This is a genomic window from Candidatus Zixiibacteriota bacterium (assembly GCA_036480375.1).
In the GTDB taxonomy this organism is placed as follows: Bacteria; Zixibacteria; MSB-5A5; order GN15; family JAAZOE01; genus JAZGGI01.
In genome coordinates this window covers 127,023-148,706 of sequence record JAZGGI010000033.1, presented here as the reverse complement: position 1 = coordinate 148,706, position 21,684 = coordinate 127,023, and the positions used below count along the sequence as shown (strand labels likewise).

The window sequence follows — 21,684 nt, the reverse complement described above, 5'->3', positions numbered from 1 at the left end:
AAAAATGGACCATGCCGATTAGGAACTGGTCGCTGGCAGTCCATCAATTTGCGATACGATTTGGCGAAAGAGTACCGAAGATTTGAAAAAACAAATTAACTGTTTACACAAAATTCCTGACAGTGCCATTGTAGTCATAATTATTATTGTTTTTATTCTCCTGCCTTCTCCAGAATCACGTGTTTGCTGACCAGGGGGTGGGAGAGACTGCCGGGGTAATCAACTTCCATTTCGAATTTAACATATCCTTCTTTTTCAAATGATACCATATGTTTCTCGAAACTAATATCGCGCAGTGTGAAGTATCCATTTTCATCAGTTGTGTCGGCGGTATTTTTCAGGTTATCTATAACAATAACCCCTTCAAGGTAAACTGATGTATCAGCTTCGGTAACTCTCCCGGCCAGATCCATCGATTCTTTTTCGACGCCGGTATTATCGCATGAAATGGTTATTCCAAGTATAAAGACTATTAATCCCAGGATAGCTCTATGCAATTTCATATATTCTCCTTTTTAATTGTTTCCCAATCTAATCATTGACATCTATTTTTAATATAAAAAAGTGATGGATTTTGCGTGTCATTTAAATATATATTTAACAACGGGATAATAGCGAAGAATTTCATCAGGCTTTTGGAGGGGCCACTACATGTTTATCGATTATGTGGACATAGAGATTGAAAGCGGTAAAGGCGGGGACGGGTGTATCTCATTCAGGAGGGAAAAATTTATGCCCAAAGGAGGTCCGGACGGGGGAAACGGTGGTCGCGGGGGCAATATTATATTTCAAGCCGATGAGAATTTGCGAACTCTCATGGATTTCAGGTATAAGCGTCATTACAAAGCCCAAAAGGGCCAGCCGGGAATGGGGAGCCTTAAGACAGGTCGTAACGGCAATGATATAATATTGCAGATTCCGGTTGGAACTATAATAAAAAATTTGGAGAGCGGCGATATCATCGAAGATCTCGATGAAGATGGCATGCAATCAATAGTCGTTCCGGGCGGCAAGGGCGGCAAAGGAAATAATCATTTCAAGTCGTCCACTAATCAAACCCCGCGGCAGGCGACGCCCGGACAGCCGGGGAAAAAGATGAAGATAGCTCTGGAGTTGAAACTACTGGCTGATATCGGATTAGTCGGGTATCCCAATGCCGGAAAATCAACTCTATTATCGAGAGTTACCGCGGCCAAACCAAAAATAGCAGATTATCCTTTTACTACTCTGGTACCCAATCTGGGCATTGTCAGGATGCATGATTATAAGACAATGGTGATGGCTGATATTCCGGGCATTATCGAGGGAGCCAGCGAGGGTAAAGGTCTGGGCCATCAATTTCTCAGGCATATTCAGCGAACAGCCGTATTGCTTTTTATAATAGACGGGTATGAATCGGATATCGAGATTACGTTTAAAAATCTATATACAGAGCTCGATAAATATGATCCCGAGCTAACCCGGCGATTAATAGTGAAGGCCATAAACAAGATCGATATCATTGACTCGGAAAAACTTGATGAAATGAAGAAGAACTTTCCCGATTATAATTTTATATCAGCCGTTACCGGAGACGGCATTGATAGATTACTTAATCAATTACTGGCAGGTGTTGAATCAGGCGATGAGTAAAGGCACCGTTAGCGCGCAAGCGATTATTTTGAGTCTGGCCGCGGTCGGCAATATCGGACCGGTGAAAATCAGGGCAATCTTGTCCCGAATCGAACGAGCCTCGGATATACTCGATTGGGATAGTTATAAGTTCAAACAGATTCCGGGAATAAGTGATGAAATAACGGTTCGAATAAAAACGAAGCTGGACTTGAATTACGGCCGGCGATTGGAAGAGTGGGCGGACAAAAACGGGATAAATATATTAACGCTCCTTGATGAGGATTATCCCCAAAGCTTATCCGAAATTTATGATCCGCCTCCGTTTCTATTCATAAAAGGAAATCTCGGTCCGTCGGATATTAATGCCGTTGCCCTGGTCGGATCCCGCAACGCATCGGAATATGGGAGAATGACTGCCAGTAAATTGGCCGGTGAGCTGGCAGCAAACGGCGTCACAATCGTATCCGGCATGGCGATTGGGATTGATTCTTCGTCGCATCGGGGAGCGTTGCAGACCGGCGGCAGAACTCTGGCCGTTCTGGGATCGGGCATTGATGTTATTTATCCGCGAGAAAATAAAAGACTGTATGGGGAAATCAGTGAAAACGGCGCCGTGATTTCCGAATTTTTCCCGGGAACCGAACCCAACTCGGGGCATTTTCCTCGGCGCAATCGGGTTATTTCGGGTCTTTCCAAGGCGGTAATCGTAGTGGAAGCCGGTCAAAAATCGGGAGCGTTGTTGACGGCAGATTTGGCTTTATCGCAGGGAAAAGCGTTGTTTGCCGTTCCGGGACAATTGTCATCAAGACAATCAATGGGAGCCAATGACCTGATTAAAACCGGAGCCCGGATATTAACCTCTCCGGAGGATATCTTTTCAGTATTGCCGGAATTAAAAAATGATTATATTGCGCCCGATAAAAAGATAGTTGAAGAATTGTCAGAAGGTGAAAATCTGATTTTCGATTTTCTTTCGGATTCGCCCAAACAGATCGATTATTTGGTGCGCAAGAGCGGTATGACGGCCAATGGTGTTTCGGGATTCCTGCTTAGTTTGGAATTACGAGGTTTGATAAAGCAATTATCGGGGAAACGGTTCATCGCGGTTTAGCATGATAGAGAAAACGGTAACCGTAACAAATAAATTGGGTCTTCATGCCCGGCCGTCCGCTCAGGTAGTTCAAGTGGCGGCGCAATTTGAATCCGAGATATTTTTGATAAAGGGGGGGGATATGACGATCAACGCCAAATCGATGCTGGGCGTTATGGCATTGGCGGCGGAGCATGGAACCAGGCTCATTCTTAGAGTTAAAGGGATCGATGAAAAAGAAGCGTCCAGGGCATTGGTAAAATTGTTTAAACGGAAATTCAGAGACGCGTATTAATTATTGTTTTTAGGATAATAAGATAACGAGGGGGAAATTATCATAAGGCGGGGATATGTAATGATAAAGGAAAATTTCAAAATAAAATGTGTCCCGGTTTCCGGGGGCTTAGCCATCGGTGAGGTGCAGGTAGTCAGGGATCCGACCCTGCAAGTTGTCAGAAGAGCGATTCCCCAGCAGAAAATTAAATCCGAAGTGGTTCGTTTGGAAACGGCGCTTGAAAAAACCGTTTCCGAATTGGAATTAGCCCGGAATAAGGCGGTTCGCGCTATCGGAGACCAGGGGGCCAATGTATTTGATGCCCAGGTCATGATCGCCTCCGACAAGAAATTTCAGGAGAATGTCATTGCCACCATTCAGGATGAGCGAGTCAACGCCGAATACGCTTTTCAGGAAATTCTGGCCGAAACTCTATCCCGTCTGCAAAAATCGCGTGACCCGTACCTGCGGCAGATGATAAATGATATAAAATCAGTCTCTGAGAGGGTATTATCTTTACTCCTCGGTGTCGGTGAAGGTATTCAAAATGATTTTAAAAAGTCGACGGTTTTGGTCGGGCGGATTTTCAGTCCCGGCCAGGTTATGTCTTATTCTAAAAAGAAAGTCGTCGGATTTTTGACCGAGGAAGGCGGGCCGACATCCCATATGGGATTGATCATGCGCTCCCTCGGGATTCCTGCCGTTATGACGGATATTAATATTGCCGAATCATTATCAACCGGTATGACAATGATTATTGACGGCAATAACGGCGAAGTGATTCTTAATCCGGATTCGGGTATTCTCCGCAATTACCAGCGTATCCGATCTCGCAAGCGTTCGCAGCCGTTTGCCGTTCTTAGCAGCGCCAAATCCATTGTTCCTATAACCCGGGACGGTCATCGCTACGGATTGGCGGCTAATCTCGAGATTCCCGGACCCCTGGATGAACATTTGATTCGTCTGGGTATCGGAGTCGGACTTTATCGCACGGAATTTCTGTATTTCAATGACCAATTGTTTCCGTCCGAAGAAGAACAGTATCAGAATTATTCCCGTATTGCTGAAAAATTCCGCCCCCTTCCGGTGACTTTGAGAACTTTTGATCTCGGAGGAGATAAATATGCCGATGGAATGGAAAATCTTCAGGAAGAGAACCCGGCTCTTGGCTGGAGAGGCATTCGCGTTTCTCTTGATTCGAGTAAGCAATTAAAGACTCAGATCAGAGCTATTCTCCGCGCCTCGGTTTCGGGCAATATCCGAATACTTTTGCCGATGGTTTCCGATGCTCCGGAAATTATCTCGACGCGCAATTTGATAAAATCGGTAAAAAACGAATTGAAGAGATCGCGGATACCTTTTGATGATAATATCAGTGTCGGCGCCATGATTGAAATCCCTTCGGCGGCGATGCAGGCCGATTACCTGGCCGAGCTGGTTGATTTCTTTTCGATCGGGACCAATGATTTGATTCAATATACGATGGCGGCCGACCGCGCCAATCATCGCGTTGCCAAATATTATACCCCTCATCATCCGTCGGTGTTGAAGCTGATCCAAATGACGGTGTTGGCTGCCCATGATAACGGCATCCCCGTGGCGGTGTGCGGGGAAATGGCAGGCGATAAAAATATGGCTCCCTTTTTCGTCGGGCTTGGCGTCGATGAACTGTCGATGAATCCGACCCTGATACCGGGAGTCGCTGACTGGATTTCGCATATAGATTATATCCAGGCCAAACGGTTTGTGTCGCGCCTGATGAGATTGACAACCGTCAAAAAAGTAACGCGGGCTCTGCGTGAGGCTTCTGAATATACACGACAACAGAAGAAGGGCAGTTGGCTGTAATGAACATTCTTGATAATCTGGAAAATATCCGGGAGCTTGATCCGGGCGGGATGTATGACGCCATTGTCGATTTTCCCAATCAAATTCGGGAGGCGATTAAAATCTGGGAGCAAACTAAAATTGATCCTGAAGCTTTTCCGGATATGGATAAAATCGACAATATAGTTATCTGCGGTATGGGAGGATCGGCTATCGGAGGAGATTTGGCTGGTGCGGTTTTGGAAGAATATCCCAGAATACCGATTATTGTTTCCCGGGATTATAGCCTTCCATATTTTGCCCGTGATAAAACGGTTGTCATTGTTTCATCTTATTCGGGGAATACAGAAGAAACTTTGATGGCTATGTATCAGGCCGTTTCTCGGAAATGTAAAATATTTGCAATTACAACCGGTGGGGCGATTGGTGAATTTGCAATCAAGAAAAAAATCCCGATTCTATCACCGAAAAAAGGTCTTCAGCCTCGAGCGGCACTGGGGTATTCATTCGGATTATTAATGATGCTTTTGTATAATTTAGGTGTTTCTCATCACCTACCCCGGCATCTGGATAATCTGGCATCATATTTGGATATTAAAGCGCAATCATTTTTGAAGGATAAGGTGGCAGAAAAAAATCGGTGTAAGCAGTTGGCCGAAAAGCTCCATAATAGAATCCCAATAATTTATTCCAATACCAGTTTTACATCTCCTGCGGCCATACGATTTAAAGGGCAATTAAGTGAAAACGCTAAAGTATTATCATTCGTTAATCAATTCCCCGAATGCAATCATAATGAAATTGTCGGCTGGAAAAACATAGAATTACTCAAAGACAAAGTTATAGTAATATTGTTGAGGGATCGTTCTGATTATACTTCTTCCGATGAATTGATTAGTAGCCGTATCATGATCAAAGCCCGAATGAATATTGTAAAAGAAATGATTGAAGCCAAAGGTGTAGAAGTAATTGAGATTAATTCTGGCGGTGACGATGAACTCCAAAGATTGTTTTCAATCGTTCAGATAGCTGATTTTACAAGCTTTTATCTGGCAATTCTAAACGATGAAGACCCAACACCAGTAAGTCTAATTGAGGAATTAAAACAAAGACTTAGCGAGCTCGATTAGCCAATCTGAAAAGGCAAATCGCCACAATTATCGCTTGTAGTTTTCCCTTCTCATAATTTTATTGATAACTCCAATCGTTAAAACAGGAGATTTTTTACATGAATGAAAAAATTAAGGCCTTTCGCGAGCGTCGAGAAACCTTGAATCGGGTTATTCTCGATCGGGACAATATTAATATTAAGCGCTTTTTTGGAATTGATACCGCCTGTTATCGAGAAGGCGCTCTCGACGTTAAAACTAAAGAATTATTAGGCCTGGTTGCCTCGACGGTTTTGCGCTGTGATGATTGTATAACTTATCACCTTGACCGTTGTATGGAACAGAGCGTGTCCGATGAGGAATTTGATGAGGTTATGTCAATCGCGCTTATAGTTGGCGGCTCAATCGTTATTCCACATTTGCGTCGCGCTTACGAATTGTGGACTGCTAAGTAATTTGGTCAGTATTTCCGGGTTTCTCCCGGCGAATGTTATTTATATTGTGTTTTAACCGGTTACAGGGTATTTTGGAACGCCATGCCTGAAACTAACAAAGTTCTGTGACGTATTTTAGATAGAGGGCAAAGAGTTGCCAATAGATGACGATAAACTGATAGAGAAAGCCCTTAAAGGCGATCAGAAGGCGTATAAAGGCCTGGTTGAGAAACATCAGGATTCGGTGTTTCATGTTATTTTTCGGATTGTACGGGATAAGGAAATCGCGTCCGATCTGGTCCAGGATACTTTTATGAAAGCCTTTAGTTCTTTGACAACCTATCGTTCCGAATTTCGATTTTCGACCTGGTTGTATAAAATCGCGGCTAATGCTTCTATCGATTATATCAGGAAAAAGAGAATTAAGGCGTTATCGCTGGATAATCCGATAAGTACCGAAGACGGCCAGGTAACAATCGATATCCCGGATAACCGGCATCATCCCGAGGAAGAAATGGAGCGGCGCGAGAGAGCGTTATCGATTGACGAAGCGATCGGCGCTTTGCCCAATAAATACCGCCGGGTTATCATCGCCAGGCATCAGGAAGAAAAATCATACGAGGAGATCGCCGATGAACTGGGAGTTCCGGTTGGAACGGTAAAAGCCAGGATATTTCGCGCTCGAGAGCTTTTGAAAAAGAGATTGCGAGGTATCTGACGGGAGGCTAACAAGTGGTTTTGTCTCGGTTTATCATAGTTCTAACAATAGTCATACTTCAGGCAGGGTTATCTTTCGGGAAAACATATGAGTATGAATATCAAAAGATAATAAATGTCGAGCCCGGTCTGGAACTGACCATAAACAACGCCAATGGAAAAATTATTCTGACGACCAATAATGATTATAAATTGAAAGTTGACGCCGTTAAAAAAATAATCGCCGATAGTAAAGATGAGGCTGATTTAATCGCCGACCATGTCCAGATCAGCGTCGCCTCGGTTGATGGTCATTTTTCGATTGAGCCTCAATTTTTGAGAATTCACGATCGGTCGCCTTCTTTCTGGCAAAAAATTCTGGGCAAATCGGGCGAACCGTCTTACGGTTCAATCGATTTTGTCATTTCGGTTCCGACTGATTGCAACGCCGATATCTACAACTCATCGGGAAATATTGAGGCGACCGGGATTCGCGGGAAAATATTTGTCTCTGGCACGGCCGGTAACGTCATCATTCGGGATAATCAGGGTGATCTGGAAATTACGACTACTTCCGGATTGGTGGAACTGAATGATATTGAGGGTGAAGTAAGCATCAATGCCAACGGCTCAGATGTTAATTTTTATTCCATCAACGGCAACGTCGAGATTCGCAACAGCTCCGGGCTGATGACGGGCGAATATCTTATCGGTGATTTAGTCCTGAGCCAGACAACCGGTAGTATAGATTTGAAGCATATCGAGGGCGATATCAGGCTCCAGTCAACTTCGGGGAAGATCAATATTTTACAGGATTTTGGGGCACTTGATGTTTCTACCGAGTCGGGAAATATCAATATTAAAACCGAGTTGAATTCGGCCAAAGATTATTTTGTTGAAACAATTTCGGGATCAATCGAGTTTTTAATTCCGGTTGCTTCCGGAGGTGAGATAAAGCTTGAAGCGGGATCGGGTGATATCAATACCCAGGTCCCGATTTCAATTGATTCTTTTTCCAAAACGAGAATAACCGGAAGTTTTGGTCATGGAGGACCGAAAGTATCGCTGATAACAAGATCAGGAGATATAACTCTATCGGAATTTTGAGATGATCACCAGGTTATATATTAAATTATTCATAGGTTTTGTTCTGTTCCTATCAGTGGGCTCAATTTCCGCCCAGGAACAATCCGGACAGAAGTTTATCCGAATTACTCATTCTTCCAATAAAACCGTCGCGGTCGACTCAACCGGTCAAACCTGGTATTATGATGCCGATGAGGAAAAGTTCGTCAAATATAAAAAATACTCCCGGCGCGAATCCGAGTTTACCGATGAACCGATAGATGATGAAATTTTGCTGCCGCCCGAAATTCGCTGCACTGAAATTTATAAAGGTGATTTGGTAGAGCTCTTCGATGATGTTATCGTTGACATTGACGAAAGAATCGAGGGAACGGTTTTTGGATTTAATGATGTCATCGTCAAAGGCCTGGTCACTCAGGATGTTGTCAGCCTGAAGCGGGTAGTGATTGAAAGCAGCGGCGAGGTTCGTGGAGACGTGATCGCGGCTGAAATTGTACGGCGACGTGGGGGGAAAATAAGGGGGGCTCGGGAAGAAATACCACTTTTTAGGAGGTTGTCGCCCCGTGTTATTCGAATTTCAAATTTTCTTCCGGGATACGTGAATTTCATTATTACCGGGTTTTTGCTTTTTATTTGTTTGGTTTTTTTGGCGCTTCTGCCCAACAATTTACGGCGTATAGTCAAAAAGATAAAATCGTCGGTAATATCTTCGTTTTTCTGGGGTCTTTTGGTATGGATTTCGTTTATCCCGCTCATTTTAATACTGACTTTAACGGTTATCGGAATTCCTTTATTGCCTTTAGTCGTTATCCTGTTTCCACTTATGATCCTTCTTGGATATATCGCAGGGGCTATTTATATCGGCGGGATAATCTGCCGCATCGTTCGGATAACGAGCGAATCGATGTATTTATTTGGCGCCCTGGGAGTAATTTTTATCGAATTGGGTCGTTATGGTGCCTTGATTTTTCAGGTTTCCAATTTAGATGTCTTAGCGATTTTGGCTTATGTCGCCCATGGAATTATCGGTTTTATTGTAGTGTCAATCGGTATGGGGGCAGTCGTCAGCGCCCGATTTGGAATGAAGCCGAAAGAGCGGGATATTTCCGCTCAACCGGAAGTCACCCCGCCTCCGCCAATTGATGAATGTTATCTCCCGCCAGTCCCCCCGCCGCCGCCTTCGTCATCTTCTTCGCATCCTGATCCTGATTCCCGGGATGCAACCTAATTCACGATTTTACCGTCTAATATAATACAAAACTTAATTATCAAATCCGAAGGTGTATTATGCTAAAACGAAGTTCTGCTTTTACCCTGGTGATACTGTTGATAATATCTTCATTGATATTTGCACGGGATATTGTCAAAATTGATAAAATTATTCCCGCTGATTCCAAAATTAAAGACATTTCTGTTCATTCTGATTTGGATAATGCCATATTGAGATTTTCGACACATGGATCCGGAGATTTGTTGAAAGGCCGCCTCCGATATGACGCGGATAAAATGGATGTGGAATTTGAGTATGACGATAGCAAACCGGCCGCGGGTTTAACTATAACGGCCGATAAACTTCGCCGCTGGGGAAATGTCGACATCGACGATTGTCGGATGCAGTTATCATTTTCTCAGGATTATATCTGGGAATTTGATCTGGACATAGGAGGCGCTGAATACGATTTTGATTTTTCCGGATTACCTATCAAAAAATTGAATCTTGATATAGGCGCGGCCGAAGGGCGAATAATTTTTGAGCAGCCGAATCCGGAAAAGATTAGACTATTAAACATTCAAGCCGGGGCGGGTGATTTTGAATTTCAGGGCCTGGGATACGCCAATTTCGAAAATTTTGAGTTTAACTGCGGGGCGGGTGAGGTTGAGCTGAATTTTGACGGACAGTCATCGGGACATAGAAAGGCGATTATTGATGTGGGAATTGGAGATGTCCTGATTGACATACCTCGCGATTTGCCGGTTAGGATTGAAACCGATGGCGGTCTTTTGAGTGATATAAAAATCAGGCGCGCCAAATTGGAAAAGGTTCGGAGGGGCGTTTACCAATCACCGGATTATGACGATGCCGAATATAGCCTTGAAATAGAGATTGATGTCGGAATGGGTTCGGCGGTTATTTCTAAAGGTAATTCCATAATGGAGATTTTTGGAGATGATTGGGATTTCCGCAGAGAAGGTGGATTCTTCGCGGGTCACAATCTGGGTTTGCCGGAGTTTCGGGCTTTACCGGCAATACCGGCGATGCCTGCGCCTGCAGCTTTTGAAATACCTCCTCTTCCTAAACTGCCGCCAGTGCCTCCCATTCCTCCGATTCCCGCAATCCCAATTGGTGGCAAAAGGATCAAGATTCCGGATTAGAGGCCAGGTGGGGCATATTTTATCGAACCAGTGAGACTTCTATCATTGCCTTCGCTGATTTATTGGGGCCGTATAACTTGTAATTGGTTTATTAAAATGCAATAGGTCGGTTTTGAAAAGACATCAGGTCTCACCACCCAAAAAAACCTTGACTTTCAATCCCTAATATGGGTATTGTAACTTAGGAGTATATCGGCTAAAAGGGATGTTGTCAAATTCAAAAACCATGATGCCGAGGCACTAACAAACCATATTCGGGAGATAAATATGAAATTGAACCACTTCGAAAAAGGCGGTGTAGTCGTTATTGAGCCCAAAGGGAAAATTATGGGCGGGCCGGAATCAACGGCATTGCATGATTTGTTGCATGATTTGATCGAGCAAAAAAAGACCAATGTCATAATAAATTTGGGCAAAGTTGACTGGATGAATTCAACCGGTCTGGGGCTTTTGATATCCGGATTGACGACTCTCAGAAAATCAGACGGGGAGCTGCGTTTGGCAAACGTGACCGAGAAGATTCAATCGCTTTTAACGATCACAAAACTGGTAACCGTTTTTAAATCATTTGATTCGGTAGATGAGGCGATTGATTCATTTTAATATGCCACAACCCCAAAAGCATCCGGCAGGTTGTGAAGCGGCCTGCCTTTTTTTTGAGTGTATCTTATGAGCAAAACTGAAATATTACCCGACGGAATAATCATCCCTTCCTCCACCGATTATTTGGCCAAAGTTGACCGGCATCTGGAGGAAAAATTCACGCAAGCCGGTATTGATCCATCAATCATTACCGATATCGCGATTTCGGTTTCGGAATTGGTCAATAACGCGATCATGCATGGGAATGGATCGGATATATCAAAAACAGTTGAAGTAAAGTTTTCCATTACCTCAAATGAGTTGAGGGTGATAATAACCGATCAGGGGGAAGGGTTTGATATTGAGACTGTTGACAATCCGGTCGACGATGAAAACCTGTTGAAGGAAATCGGTCGCGGGATATTTATCGTAAAGAATTTCGTTGACGACCTAATAGTATCCCAGGCGCAAACCGGGGGAACCCAAGTGGAGATCGTCAAAAAGCTATAGGTTTGTTTTATTGATAATATGGATACACAATCTCTCATATTCGCGCTGATATATTTTGGGTTTGGCTTTGGATTGATTTTTCTTTCGATCCTGATTATCAGGGACTCGGCCAAAATCCGCCTTAATCGCATAACCGCAATTATGCTGTTTTTTGCGGGCCTTGGGCCGATATTTGCAGCGCTGGGTACTGTCATTTCTCCGTACCAGAGCGGCGCTCCTCTTAAAGAATCATATCTTTATAATTTGTTCTATATCTGGGAATTGTTTTTTCCGGCTTTGCTTTATTTCTCCTGGATATTCCCGTATGACCGACTGGCTGGGATAAAAATCCGATGGCGGTTTTTGATTTTTCTTCCCCATCTCTTCCATGTCATTTTAGTGGTTTTTGTTAGCGATACGGATCAGTTATTAAACTGGCTGACGGTCGAACCGGGGCAGGAAAACTGGCTGACGAGCTTGCTTGATCCGATTTTATCCGTGCTCCAATGGTTAATGGTGCCGATAGGATTAATCCTGGCGTCACATAAAAAGTTTTTCGCGCTCATAAATCTCTCATACGTAATATTCGCCGTGATTTATTTATATCGTGGGATGCGGCATGTCAAGGCCGATCGTTTGAGAAAACAAGTACGCGTCATTATCATGGGAATTCATATTTCCCTGGGCTTATATATATTTACATTTATTTTACCCAACCTGTTTACGATAGAGATATCAGAACTGTGGACGTCGCTTTTGACAATATTCGCTCTGGTTATCGGCGTGGGTTCTATCGCCTGGGCTATTATCCGTTATCAATTTTTGGATATCAGGTTAATTCTCAGGCAATCGCTGGTATATACCGTTTCTTCGGCGTTATTGGTCGGGTCCTATGTTATCATCATCACACAGTTTTCGGTAGTTCTTCAATCTTTCTTCGGTCAACAACTACCGCTCATCAATATCGGCTTTATTATTGTCGCTTTAATTTTATTCCAGCCGATCAACAATTACGTTGACAATATTATTAAGGGATTGTTTATCCGCGATCGTTCCGACTACCGAAACATCATGAATCGCTTATCGTCCAGAATTATTAATATCCTCGACCGGCGGCAACTTTTTAGGGTCGTGGAAGATACGTTAAAATCGAATATGCTGGTCGAAGGAGTTGGGTTTTCAATTTATGACGACGCAAGTAAGACCTATCTTTATTTTCCGGTAGGTGGAAAAGCCGAATCTCATCTCAATAATACCGACCCGATGCTGGGTGCGATTGGTCAATTGAAGGCTCCAACCTTTTATGATCGCATTGAAAGTTGGCAGAGGGGTTCTCCTCTGGCAACCATGATGGGAGCCGATAACATTCATCTGGTGGTTCCTTTGAATAAGGGCGAACATTTATTGGGATTTATGGCCCTAACCGATAAAAGTTCAGGCTTTAAATTCGACTATGAAGATTTTACACTGCTGGCAACGTTGGCCAATCAAATGATAGTAGTCTTGTCGAACGTGAGATTATATCACGAGTCTCTCGTTAAACAACGCCTTGAAGAAGAAATGAATCTGGCTCGCCAGATTCAAATTGACCTGTTGCCCGACACGCCGCCTCATGGAAAAAACTATACGATATGTGCCCATAGCGAACCTTCGAGAACGGTTGGCGGTGATTTTTATGATTTTATTCTGACCGATGACGATGGTGGAGTTGGAATGGTTGTGGCTGATATATCCGGTAAGGGGATGCCGGCGGCTCTTCTGGCTGCCCAGATTCAGGCGACTCTGAGAAGCGAAGTGAGCAATAACCGAGAAGTATCCGAAACTCTGACTAACGTGAATAAAATCGTTTCCTGCCTGTCATCATCATCAGGAAAATACGCAACCCTTTTCTTCGGCAAATACAGACCGGATTCGGGCGAATTTGAATTTTCAAATGCCGGCCACAACTACCCGCTTTTGATTCGCTCCAATGGAAATCATGAATTTCTGGAAGCCGGTGGAACAGTGATTGGCGCCTTCGATAACGTTTTATATCAATCGGTGAAGGTAAGGCTCGAGCCGGACGATTTGCTCTTTCTTTATACCGATGGACTTTCCGAGGCCATGAACGCCTACGAAGAGGAATACGGCGAAAATCGAATTCTCGATTATTTAGTGAGCAATCGCCATAAAACCGCCGAACAGATTCAGGCGGGAATCTTAAATGAAGTGCGAGAATTTTCTTCGGCCCAGACCGCGGAAGATGACACAACAATTGTGGTAATGAAAGTGAATGGTGTGAACGTCAATGAATGACAGCGATCTCAAATATCTTATCAGCGGCAAACAATTTCAGAAATGTAACGACTATAGCGGATATCAATATTGTCCGCGATGTCGCCATGAACTTGAAATATCGGAAATTGAAGAAAAGGTTCGACCTCATTGCAAATCATGCGGTTTTATTTACTACCAAAATCCTGCACCCGGCGCGGGTGCTGTAATCGTCAAAGATAATGCTATTCTTCTGGTGAAACGCTCAATCAACCCTGGGTTGGGCGATTGGTGCATCCCGGCCGGGTTCATGGAATGGGATGAACATCCGCAGCAAACAGCTATTCGAGAAATTAAGGAAGAGACCGGCCTTGATATTTCCATTCAATCTATGTTTGATATCTTTATGGGTATGGACGATCCCCGCACCCACGCCGTTTTAATAATACTTTATTATGGCGAAGTTGTGGGAGGAAAGCTTACTCCGGGCGATGACGCCAGCGAGGCTGCCTATTTTGATTTCAAGAATACTCCGGATAATATCGCCTTTCAGGCTCATCGGGACGCTTTGGCCCTGTATCGCAAACGACATAATATATAGGTCTTATGTATCTACGCTCAAAAATATTCCGTCATCTTATTCTATTCGCGTTGGTTCCGTCTTTGATAATTGTATTGGTCGGCTATTATCTTCTTGATCTGACGATTCAGTCTTCAGATAAGATTATGGAAGATTTGTCTCCCGACCGAACTATCAATTCGATGCGTTTGGTAGAATCAAAACTACAGTTAATTGCCGCGAACTTACTCATTGAAAATCATACCGGCGAAATTTCAAATTCACTTGATTGGATGGTTATTGATTCGGGGCAGACAACGGTAGTTGTCAAATCTGAAGAGTTTATCGAATTACCGGACTCGATATTCGAATTTACGGAGATTTCAAATCAGTTCATCCGAAAAATTGGTGACGATTATATTATCCTGGGGGCATCTTCAGAAATTGAGAATATTAAAATGGCTGGTGGCTTTATAATGAGAACGGAATATTTGGAAGGCTTTGAGGCGGCGACATTGAGCCTTCGCGAAAGTCGTCATTATCGAAATATTCAGCCGGGCCTTTTACAATTCATAATTTACGGGGGGCTTTTTGTTTTTATAATTGTCGGCGGAGCCGCATATTTTATTTCGAGACGGTTATCGGCCTTAATTACAATTCCTCTGGAAAGTCTGGCTGACGCATCCCGGAAACTATCGAGTGGGGAAATACCCGGCGAAATTGAAATTCGGGGAACCGACGAAGTCAATAATTTATCCTGGTCTTTCAAAAAAATGATTGTAGATCTTGATGACAATCGTCAGAAACTTGTTGCCGCCGAACGAATGGCGGCTTGGCAGGAATTTGCTCGGCGCATGGCTCATGAATTGAAAAATCCATTGACGCCGATTTCGATTTCTTTATTTCGTCTCAAAAATAAATTGAAGGACAAGCCGGAGTTTCAAGATTACGCCGATTCTCTCGAAGCGATTTCAAGCGAAATTTCCCACCTTGAAAGAATGGCTAATGATTATAGTTCTCTTGCGAAAATGCCCGAAATTGATTTTCAAGTTACCAATTTCAACCAGTTATGTCGGGAGGTTGTAAATCTATACACCGGGCAGTTAGAATCATTTCAGTTTGAATTCAAATCCGGAGCGGAAAACTATTATATTAAAGGTGATGCCGATCGTCTGCGTGAAGTTATGGTCAATATAATAAAGAATGCTTTAGAATTTTGCGCGCCGAACGGTGTAATTATAATATCAAATGGTGTGAGCGGCGGGCAGATTTATTTTGAGGTGGTTAATGAAGCCGTAGATATCGATGTTCGGGATTTAAAATCGGCGACCATGCCGTACTTCACAACCCGGCCAAACGGAACCGGATTGGGATTGACAATCGCCGAGAAAATTATAATCGAGCATGGGGGTCGATTTACAATTAGATTGAATGACGGACAGACAATCGCGCGGTTTGAAATTCCGAGACATGTTGAGAGAAATGAAGGTCATGATATTAATCATTGACGATGAAAAATATATTCGGAGCTCTCTTTCCGGTATGCTGGCGGATGAGGGGTATGATACGGTTACGGCCGAATCGGCTGAAAAAGGTGAACAGATATTATTTAGTCAGGATATTGACCTGATCCTCCTTGATATTCAAATGCCGGGAAAAGACGGAATTACATTTCTGGATGACAATCGCAACCGCATAAAAGATATACCGGTAATTATTATCTCGGGCAAATCAGATATCCCGACGGCTGTTGTGGCCATTAAACTGGGGAGTTTCGATTTTATTGAAAAACCGTTGATGCCGGAACGAGTTCTCGTTACTGTCAAACAGGCTCTAAGACTGCGCAAATCGTTTAAGACCGAAGAGAAATTATCTCAGAAAATTCTGGATAAGTATGAGATTTTCGGACAATCAGAACCGATCCGGAAAACAAGGCAATTAATCGAAAAAGTCGCAGGTAGCGACGCAACTATTTTAATTACCGGAGAAAACGGTGTCGGCAAGGAATTAGTCGCCTATAATATTCACTATAAATCTTCCCGACGGGGGGAGCCTCTGGTCGTAGTTAATTGTCCGGCAATTCCAGAAAATCTATTTGAGTCGGAATTATTCGGTCATGTGAGAGGGGCTTTTACGGGAGCTCAAAAAGATAGAGTCGGTAGATTTGAAAAAGCGGGAGGGGGAACTCTCTTTCTCGATGAAATAGGAGACTTGACGACAACCGCCCAAACCAAACTCTTGCGTGTATTGGAATCGGGGCAATTCGAGAAGGTCGGTTCCGATGTGACTCAGACTTCTAATTGCCGTATAATGGCGGCCACGAATCAAAACCTGAAGAAACGTATAGAGTCTTCTTCGTTTCGCGAAGATTTGTATTACCGGCTCAATGTGATTTCTATTGAAGTGCCTTCTCTTAGAGATCGAGTAGAAGATATCCCTCATTTGATTAATCATTTTCTACAGCTGGATTCTTCGGAAAAACAATATGCCTTTTCGGCCGATGCCCTCGGATATCTTGCGGCCCAAAGTTGGCCGGGGAATATCCGACAGTTAAAAAATTTCACACAGCAAATAATGTTTACCTGCGAGCCGGATGAAATTACGGTCGGAATTATTGAAGAGATGCTCCAACGTGGAAAAAGCGAATTTCATTTTGATTCAGCCAAAAACGATAACAAGCTTACCAATGCCGTGCGTCAATTTGAGAGGGGTTTTTTGTCTGATCTATATCAAAAGCACGATGGCAATATCGCGGCGATGGCTCGATATTTAAATATGGATCGCGGCAATCTTTCCCGAAAACTAAAATCACTCAATATAATGTAAATTATACCCGGTCAAAACTTAATGAATCGTGTAAAAAATACATGGTGTAATGAATAGAATTCTCGTAAGTTAAGGCATGATATTGGATTGGATTTCGGGCATGTGATTTGTATGTCTCCATTGTAAATATGGAGGAGACCGTAATGTTACAATGGACTAAAATAGGTTTAATGTCGATGGCAGTAGTATTCTGTGTGGCCTTTCAGGCATATGCGGACGACTACAAACCATACTCACAGGATGCTTCCCAAAACATTATTGCCAAATTGATTGCAGATTCCGAAACCTGGGAATTTGTAATTTTCGGAAATGGAGAATCGCGTAATTACACTTTCAATATCAATGATTTTACATATAAGAATGGAGCGATTTATTGCAGTCCCGATTTCACAATGGACAAGACTGGAATTGAATCTCCTGAGTTTTCACTCTTATTCAAGGATGTGAAAACGATAAATAGCTCTTCCGGTAAAGCGAGAGGTCAATATATACTTGAATTTATCAGCCGCGGTGAACAAAGCCGGGAATCGTCTTTTCGGAGACGAATGCGCGACAAATTATCCTTTCGAAATTCGCTCATAGTTGAAGAAGACGATTTTCTGCGTGGATCGGTTATCGCCTTTCGTGGCAATGTCAGAGTTTATGGCGAAGTAAATAGAGATGTCATAGCGCTGATGGGTAATATTACCGTCGGTGATAAGGCTGTCGTCAGGGGAGACGTGATTTCTGTAATGGGTCGGGTTCGCCTCGATAAAAAGTCATCGGTTTATGGTGATATTAAATCTAAAAAGGGTAAGCGAATTACAAGAAGATCGCGGGCGCGGCGCTGGAGAAGCTACGACAACGATATCAGGATGAGCGGCGATGCCTCTTATAATCGAGTCGATGGTCTATCATTATTTAATGGCATAAAATATCGTCATGCAGATTCACTGTTGCCATCATTTGAGCTCAAAGGGGGATATGCTTTCTCGTCCAAGCGCTGGAGATACAGCCTATCCGCTTCTCAAACAGTCATACGAGGCAAATGGCCGCTGGAGCTGGGGGGCAGGATATATCGTTTGTTAAAATCAAGCGATGATTTAATCATTTCGGATAATGAAAATACATTATTTGCTATGCTCTTCAATGAGGACTGGAAAGATTTTTATGAGGCAGAAGGCGGTTATGGCTACGCCCGGTTCAGTCCTTGGGATTGGAATCGTTTTGAAATCGGATATTTATCGGAAAAACAACGCTGGCTCGATGCCCATCCGCGGTTATGGTCAGTCTTTGGCAAAAAGGAATTTCGAGGAAATTTCAATACCGTACACTATGATACATTACAAATTTTAAAATCCGACTTTGATGATAAAACTATAAGCAGCCTGATGCTCACATATACGATTGATACCCGCGACGATGAAAAGAACCCGCGCCGTGGGTGGCTTGGTTATGCTCGATATGAGTATTCTCCGAAAGAATATAACGGCGATTTTGACTTTAAGCGATTTGAAGTCCGACTCAATCGATATAACAGGTTCAATCGTTATCAGTACATAAATTTAACGGGCGCTTATGGGTATGTTTCCGGCGAATATATTCCTCTCAATCGCCAGTTTTTTATTGGCGGTTTAGGGACCATGTATGGTTATCGGCATAAAGAATTTCGAGGGAATGAATACGTCTATGCGGGGATTGAATATCTCTTTAATATCCCGCGTACAGATTTCAGCCCATTAATCCGGTATGACGGAGGAAAAATCGCCGAACACAGGTTGGCCCGTGGACTTAAATGGCATAGTTCAATAAGTGTCGGTGTTGAAATTGACAGGAGCGTTAAAATATTTTTTTCAAAGCGACTTGATCGAGACGATAGAGATCCCATGTTTTATGCCCGATTCGTAGCGGTTGGCGATATTTCAACGTTCCTCGATTAATTGGGGTTTTGATTTGTAAATTGGTAACGGCGGCAAAAAATAATTGGAAAATGGGCGCGATATTTGTATCAATGATATTTTGCGCCCTAATTTCCGGAACATATGCCGACGATGAATCGATAGTATTTGATTATGATATTTACGGCGCGAACGATTCAATCACAGTTTGGCTGGATTTAACTCCTATTTTAACGCAACCGGTTTTGGAAGATTTGCTGGCTGGTTTGGATATTTTCCTGAGCCTTCGTTTCAAAATTGAAAAACCTCAAAAGCTATTTGGCCACAAGACAATTTATGAGTTAAAGACGGCATTACTTCTAACTCATAACCTGACAAAAGATAATTATAATATCAGGTATTCTCTAAATTCTCAAAGTGCAAGCTCTTTTTTAAATCAAATGGACATGTCAGATTATCTCGCTGACTCACTTCAAGTTAAGCTAATACCTCTGGATCAGTTCAATACCGATGAACGGTACAGGTTAAATATTGAGATTTTATCCCGTTCAATTTCGCCTTCAAAAGTTAATCAAATTCCCGAATTTTCGTACGGAACCGGCCAGTCTTCGGAAGACGATAGTTTTCTCGGTTCCGCACTTAATAAATTTCTGGAAATAATCGGATTTGGCGAAAATACCTACCATTTTACTTCGCCTCATTTCAAAATTGATCAACTGGAAACAGAATCGGATTAACTAATTATTTTCCGCCTAACTGCCGATAAATCGAGTAGTTAGAAACAACCAGGCGGAGCACGTATGTCCAATTCTGCGAAAGAAGATTTGAGTAAGTTTAGGGTGGAAAATACTGAATCACCGGGGGGGGATTTCGGCTCAACGACCGACCGAATTCAAGTTGACAATGTCCTGGCTGAAATGGAAAAGACGCTGAATGATATTGTCAGTGATAATCCACGCATATCAGAAGAAGCCAATACTCATAAGGTCCGGCTTGATGACCTCAAAGCCATATTAGAAATTTCAATCGGAATCAATTCCGCTTTAATTCTGGAAGATGTTCTGCAGGTGGTTATGGAAAAGGCAGTGGAACTGCTTGCGGCTGAACGCGGTTTTATAATGCTGCTTGATAAAGATGGGACCCTGCAATACAAAACCGCCCATAATATTCGCCGCGAGGAAACCAGAGATGATACCTTTAAGATTTCGTTTTCAATTGCCAATAAAGTAGTACAAACGGGCAACCCGATCTATACCTCCGATGCTTTGGAGGATGAGAGATACGCTAATCAAAAATCAGTCGTGGAATTACACCTCCGCTCAATTATGTGCGTTCCGCTTAAGATAAAGAACACTGTAATTGGAGTTGTCTATCTTGACAACTCGTCACAGGCGAAACTATTTCTGAAATCTGATTTATATTTATTTGAGTTATTTGCCCAGCAGGCGGCGATCGCTATTCATAATGCCCAGCTTTACGGCCACTTGAGCCGCATGAAGCAGTACAACGAGGATATAATTGAGCAATCTCCGGTCGGCATAATCGTTATTGATTCTGATTATAATCTCATCACGATAAACGATGTCAGTTTTAAGATTTTCCAGGTGAATAAAGGTTCTATTATTAACGGTGCCAAAGAGAGAGGGCAGAATAATTTTACCGATCTCGTGCCGGATAAAGAATATGATAAGTGGCACAAAATGATCGAACCGGTAATTTCGGGTCTGGGCGATTTTGTAGAGGATCGATACTTTCATGATACCGGATATGAAGAAAAAGTGCTGTCGTTGAAAATATCGAGGACCGATTCTCTGCCAGGTCAAAAAACCGGAGCCATTCTCATTGTCGAAGATATTACCGAAAAGGTGATTCTTGAAAAATACGTGATCCTGTCGGAAAAACTGGTCGCCAAAGGCGAGATGGCGGCATCCATCGGGCATGAATTGAATAATTTCCTTTCGATTATATCCAATAGCGCTGAATTGATTCAGATAAATATTGATCGTGGGCAATATGAAAAAGTCGGCAAAAACATTCACAGTATCGTCGATAATATCGGCAAAATAAAGAGATTTACAAACGGCCTTATGGATTTTTCCAAGCTCGAAACCGAAATGGTCATGTTTGATATAAAACACCTGATTGACGATGTCATATTTACTATTAAAACCCAGAGACGATTCGCACCAATTGAATTGAAGATGTCATGCGAAGAGGAGTTTCCGGAGGTAAATATTGATGTCGGCCAAATCCAGCAGGTTTTGCTCAATCTCCTTAATAACGCCGCCGACGCCATGGAGGAATCCGAAAATCCGTCAATTGAATTAAAGTGCATATTGGGTAACGACCCGCTTACTCTATTGATTAGTGTCTCCGATAATGGTGAGGGAATCCCTGAAAATATTATAGAAAAAATATTCGAGCCGAACTTTACGACCAAGGACAGCGGACATGGTCTGGGATTGTCCAATTGTTTGAAAATCATTAAAAATCATGACGGTGACATCAGGGTTGACTCAGTTGAAGGACAAGGTACGACCTTTACGATTTCATTACCCTACGGTCAACTTGATTCGGATGATTAAAGAGGCTGTC

Annotated in this window: 20 protein-coding genes; 19 read left to right on the top strand and 1 reads right to left on the bottom strand. The window is 42.9% G+C overall.

Annotated elements, in window-relative coordinates:
- Positions 1–152 precede the first annotated feature (152 nt).
- On the bottom strand, positions 153–503 hold the full coding sequence (locus V3V99_10795; GenBank protein MEE9443139.1) for a carboxypeptidase-like regulatory domain-containing protein: 351 nt from the start codon (positions 501–503) through the stop codon (positions 153–155).
- Positions 504–651: 148 nt separating this feature from the next.
- On the opposite strand from V3V99_10795, the gene obgE reads away from it, so the two are divergent.
- From obgE to V3V99_10700, 19 genes are all read left to right on the top strand, one after another.
- Positions 652–1,632: a GTPase ObgE gene (obgE, locus tag V3V99_10790; GenBank protein ID MEE9443138.1), complete on the top strand. Its 981-nt coding sequence runs from the start codon at positions 652–654 to the stop codon at positions 1,630–1,632.
- Positions 1,580–2,725: a DNA-processing protein DprA gene (dprA, locus tag V3V99_10785; protein ID MEE9443137.1), complete on the top strand. Its 1,146-nt coding sequence runs from the start codon at positions 1,580–1,582 to the stop codon at positions 2,723–2,725. The genes obgE and dprA overlap by 53 nt, the downstream gene beginning before the upstream one ends.
- A 1-nt stretch (position 2,726) precedes the next feature.
- Entirely contained in the window at positions 2,727–2,999 is a 273-nt protein-coding gene (locus tag V3V99_10780; GenBank protein ID MEE9443136.1) for an HPr family phosphocarrier protein, read from the top strand.
- Between the two features lie 60 nt (positions 3,000–3,059).
- Positions 3,060–4,826 carry a phosphoenolpyruvate--protein phosphotransferase gene (gene ptsP, locus V3V99_10775; GenBank protein MEE9443135.1) on the top strand — a complete coding sequence of 589 codons (1,767 nt, stop codon included), beginning with the start codon at positions 3,060–3,062 and terminating at the stop codon, positions 4,824–4,826.
- Positions 4,826–5,935: a bifunctional phosphoglucose/phosphomannose isomerase gene (locus V3V99_10770; protein ID MEE9443134.1), complete on the top strand. Its 1,110-nt coding sequence runs from the start codon at positions 4,826–4,828 to the stop codon at positions 5,933–5,935. Before ptsP ends, V3V99_10770 begins: the two co-directional genes overlap by 1 nt.
- Before the next feature lie 98 nt (positions 5,936–6,033).
- Positions 6,034–6,369 carry a carboxymuconolactone decarboxylase family protein gene (locus tag V3V99_10765; protein MEE9443133.1) on the top strand — a complete coding sequence of 112 codons (336 nt, stop codon included), beginning with the start codon at positions 6,034–6,036 and terminating at the stop codon, positions 6,367–6,369.
- A 133-nt stretch (positions 6,370–6,502) separates the two neighbouring features.
- Positions 6,503–7,066, top strand: coding sequence for a sigma-70 family RNA polymerase sigma factor (locus V3V99_10760; protein MEE9443132.1), 564 nt, complete (start codon positions 6,503–6,505; stop codon positions 7,064–7,066).
- Between the two features lie 20 nt (positions 7,067–7,086).
- Positions 7,087–8,151 carry a DUF4097 family beta strand repeat-containing protein gene (locus V3V99_10755; GenBank protein ID MEE9443131.1) on the top strand — a complete coding sequence of 355 codons (1,065 nt, stop codon included), beginning with the start codon at positions 7,087–7,089 and terminating at the stop codon, positions 8,149–8,151.
- Between the two features lies 1 nt (position 8,152).
- Positions 8,153–9,358, top strand: a complete 1,206-nt coding sequence (locus V3V99_10750) for a polymer-forming cytoskeletal protein (GenBank protein ID MEE9443130.1) — start codon at positions 8,153–8,155, stop codon at positions 9,356–9,358.
- A gap of 59 nt (positions 9,359–9,417) precedes the next feature.
- Positions 9,418–10,503 carry a LiaF domain-containing protein gene (locus tag V3V99_10745; GenBank protein MEE9443129.1) on the top strand — a complete coding sequence of 362 codons (1,086 nt, stop codon included), beginning with the start codon at positions 9,418–9,420 and terminating at the stop codon, positions 10,501–10,503.
- Between the two features lie 267 nt (positions 10,504–10,770).
- Positions 10,771–11,106: an STAS domain-containing protein gene (locus V3V99_10740; GenBank protein ID MEE9443128.1), complete on the top strand. Its 336-nt coding sequence runs from the start codon at positions 10,771–10,773 to the stop codon at positions 11,104–11,106.
- A 66-nt stretch (positions 11,107–11,172) separates the two neighbouring features.
- Complete coding sequence (locus V3V99_10735) at positions 11,173–11,595, top strand: ATP-binding protein (protein MEE9443127.1); 423 nt, start codon at positions 11,173–11,175, stop codon at positions 11,593–11,595.
- 18 nt (positions 11,596–11,613) lie between these two features.
- Positions 11,614–13,869, top strand: a complete 2,256-nt coding sequence (locus tag V3V99_10730) for a SpoIIE family protein phosphatase (protein MEE9443126.1) — start codon at positions 11,614–11,616, stop codon at positions 13,867–13,869.
- Positions 13,862–14,428, top strand: a complete 567-nt coding sequence (locus V3V99_10725) for an NUDIX hydrolase (GenBank protein MEE9443125.1) — start codon at positions 13,862–13,864, stop codon at positions 14,426–14,428. Before V3V99_10730 ends, V3V99_10725 begins: the two co-directional genes overlap by 8 nt.
- A 5-nt stretch (positions 14,429–14,433) precedes the next feature.
- Positions 14,434–15,894, top strand: a complete 1,461-nt coding sequence (locus tag V3V99_10720) for an ATP-binding protein (protein ID MEE9443124.1) — start codon at positions 14,434–14,436, stop codon at positions 15,892–15,894.
- On the top strand, positions 15,878–17,212 hold the full coding sequence (locus tag V3V99_10715; GenBank protein ID MEE9443123.1) for a sigma-54 dependent transcriptional regulator: 1,335 nt from the start codon (positions 15,878–15,880) through the stop codon (positions 17,210–17,212). Before V3V99_10720 ends, V3V99_10715 begins: the two co-directional genes overlap by 17 nt.
- A gap of 143 nt (positions 17,213–17,355) precedes the next feature.
- On the top strand, positions 17,356–19,131 hold the full coding sequence (locus V3V99_10710; GenBank protein MEE9443122.1) for a BamA/TamA family outer membrane protein: 1,776 nt from the start codon (positions 17,356–17,358) through the stop codon (positions 19,129–19,131).
- 8 nt (positions 19,132–19,139) lie between these two features.
- Positions 19,140–19,826: a hypothetical protein gene (locus tag V3V99_10705; protein ID MEE9443121.1), complete on the top strand. Its 687-nt coding sequence runs from the start codon at positions 19,140–19,142 to the stop codon at positions 19,824–19,826.
- A gap of 63 nt (positions 19,827–19,889) precedes the next feature.
- Positions 19,890–21,674, top strand: coding sequence for an ATP-binding protein (locus V3V99_10700; protein ID MEE9443120.1), 1,785 nt, complete (start codon positions 19,890–19,892; stop codon positions 21,672–21,674).
- Positions 21,675–21,684: the final 10 nt, after the last annotated feature.

Excerpts from the sequence above, each read along its gene's own strand:
- V3V99_10730 (MEE9443126.1), top strand. The coding sequence starts at position 11,614 with ATGGATACACAATCTCTCATATTCGCGCTGATATATTTTGGGTTTGGC.
- V3V99_10765 (MEE9443133.1), top strand. The coding sequence starts at position 6,034 with ATGAATGAAAAAATTAAGGCCTTTCGCGAGCGTCGAGAAACCTTGAAT.
- obgE (MEE9443138.1), top strand. The coding sequence starts at position 652 with ATGTTTATCGATTATGTGGACATAGAGATTGAAAGCGGTAAAGGCGGG.
- V3V99_10725 (MEE9443125.1), top strand. The coding sequence starts at position 13,862 with ATGAATGACAGCGATCTCAAATATCTTATCAGCGGCAAACAATTTCAG.
- V3V99_10735 (MEE9443127.1), top strand. The coding sequence starts at position 11,173 with ATGAGCAAAACTGAAATATTACCCGACGGAATAATCATCCCTTCCTCC.
- V3V99_10700 (MEE9443120.1), top strand. The coding sequence starts at position 19,890 with ATGTCCAATTCTGCGAAAGAAGATTTGAGTAAGTTTAGGGTGGAAAAT.
- V3V99_10795 (MEE9443139.1), bottom strand. The coding sequence starts at position 503 with ATGAAATTGCATAGAGCTATCCTGGGATTAATAGTCTTTATACTTGGA.
- V3V99_10740 (MEE9443128.1), top strand. The coding sequence starts at position 10,771 with ATGAAATTGAACCACTTCGAAAAAGGCGGTGTAGTCGTTATTGAGCCC.
- V3V99_10710 (MEE9443122.1), top strand. The coding sequence starts at position 17,356 with ATGTTACAATGGACTAAAATAGGTTTAATGTCGATGGCAGTAGTATTC.
- V3V99_10780 (MEE9443136.1), top strand. The coding sequence starts at position 2,727 with ATGATAGAGAAAACGGTAACCGTAACAAATAAATTGGGTCTTCATGCC.
- V3V99_10750 (MEE9443130.1), top strand. The coding sequence starts at position 8,153 with ATGATCACCAGGTTATATATTAAATTATTCATAGGTTTTGTTCTGTTC.
- V3V99_10770 (MEE9443134.1), top strand. The coding sequence starts at position 4,826 with ATGAACATTCTTGATAATCTGGAAAATATCCGGGAGCTTGATCCGGGC.
- V3V99_10720 (MEE9443124.1), top strand. The coding sequence starts at position 14,434 with ATGTATCTACGCTCAAAAATATTCCGTCATCTTATTCTATTCGCGTTG.
- V3V99_10715 (MEE9443123.1), top strand. The coding sequence starts at position 15,878 with ATGATATTAATCATTGACGATGAAAAATATATTCGGAGCTCTCTTTCC.
- ptsP (MEE9443135.1), top strand. The coding sequence starts at position 3,060 with ATGATAAAGGAAAATTTCAAAATAAAATGTGTCCCGGTTTCCGGGGGC.
- V3V99_10745 (MEE9443129.1), top strand. The coding sequence starts at position 9,418 with ATGCTAAAACGAAGTTCTGCTTTTACCCTGGTGATACTGTTGATAATA.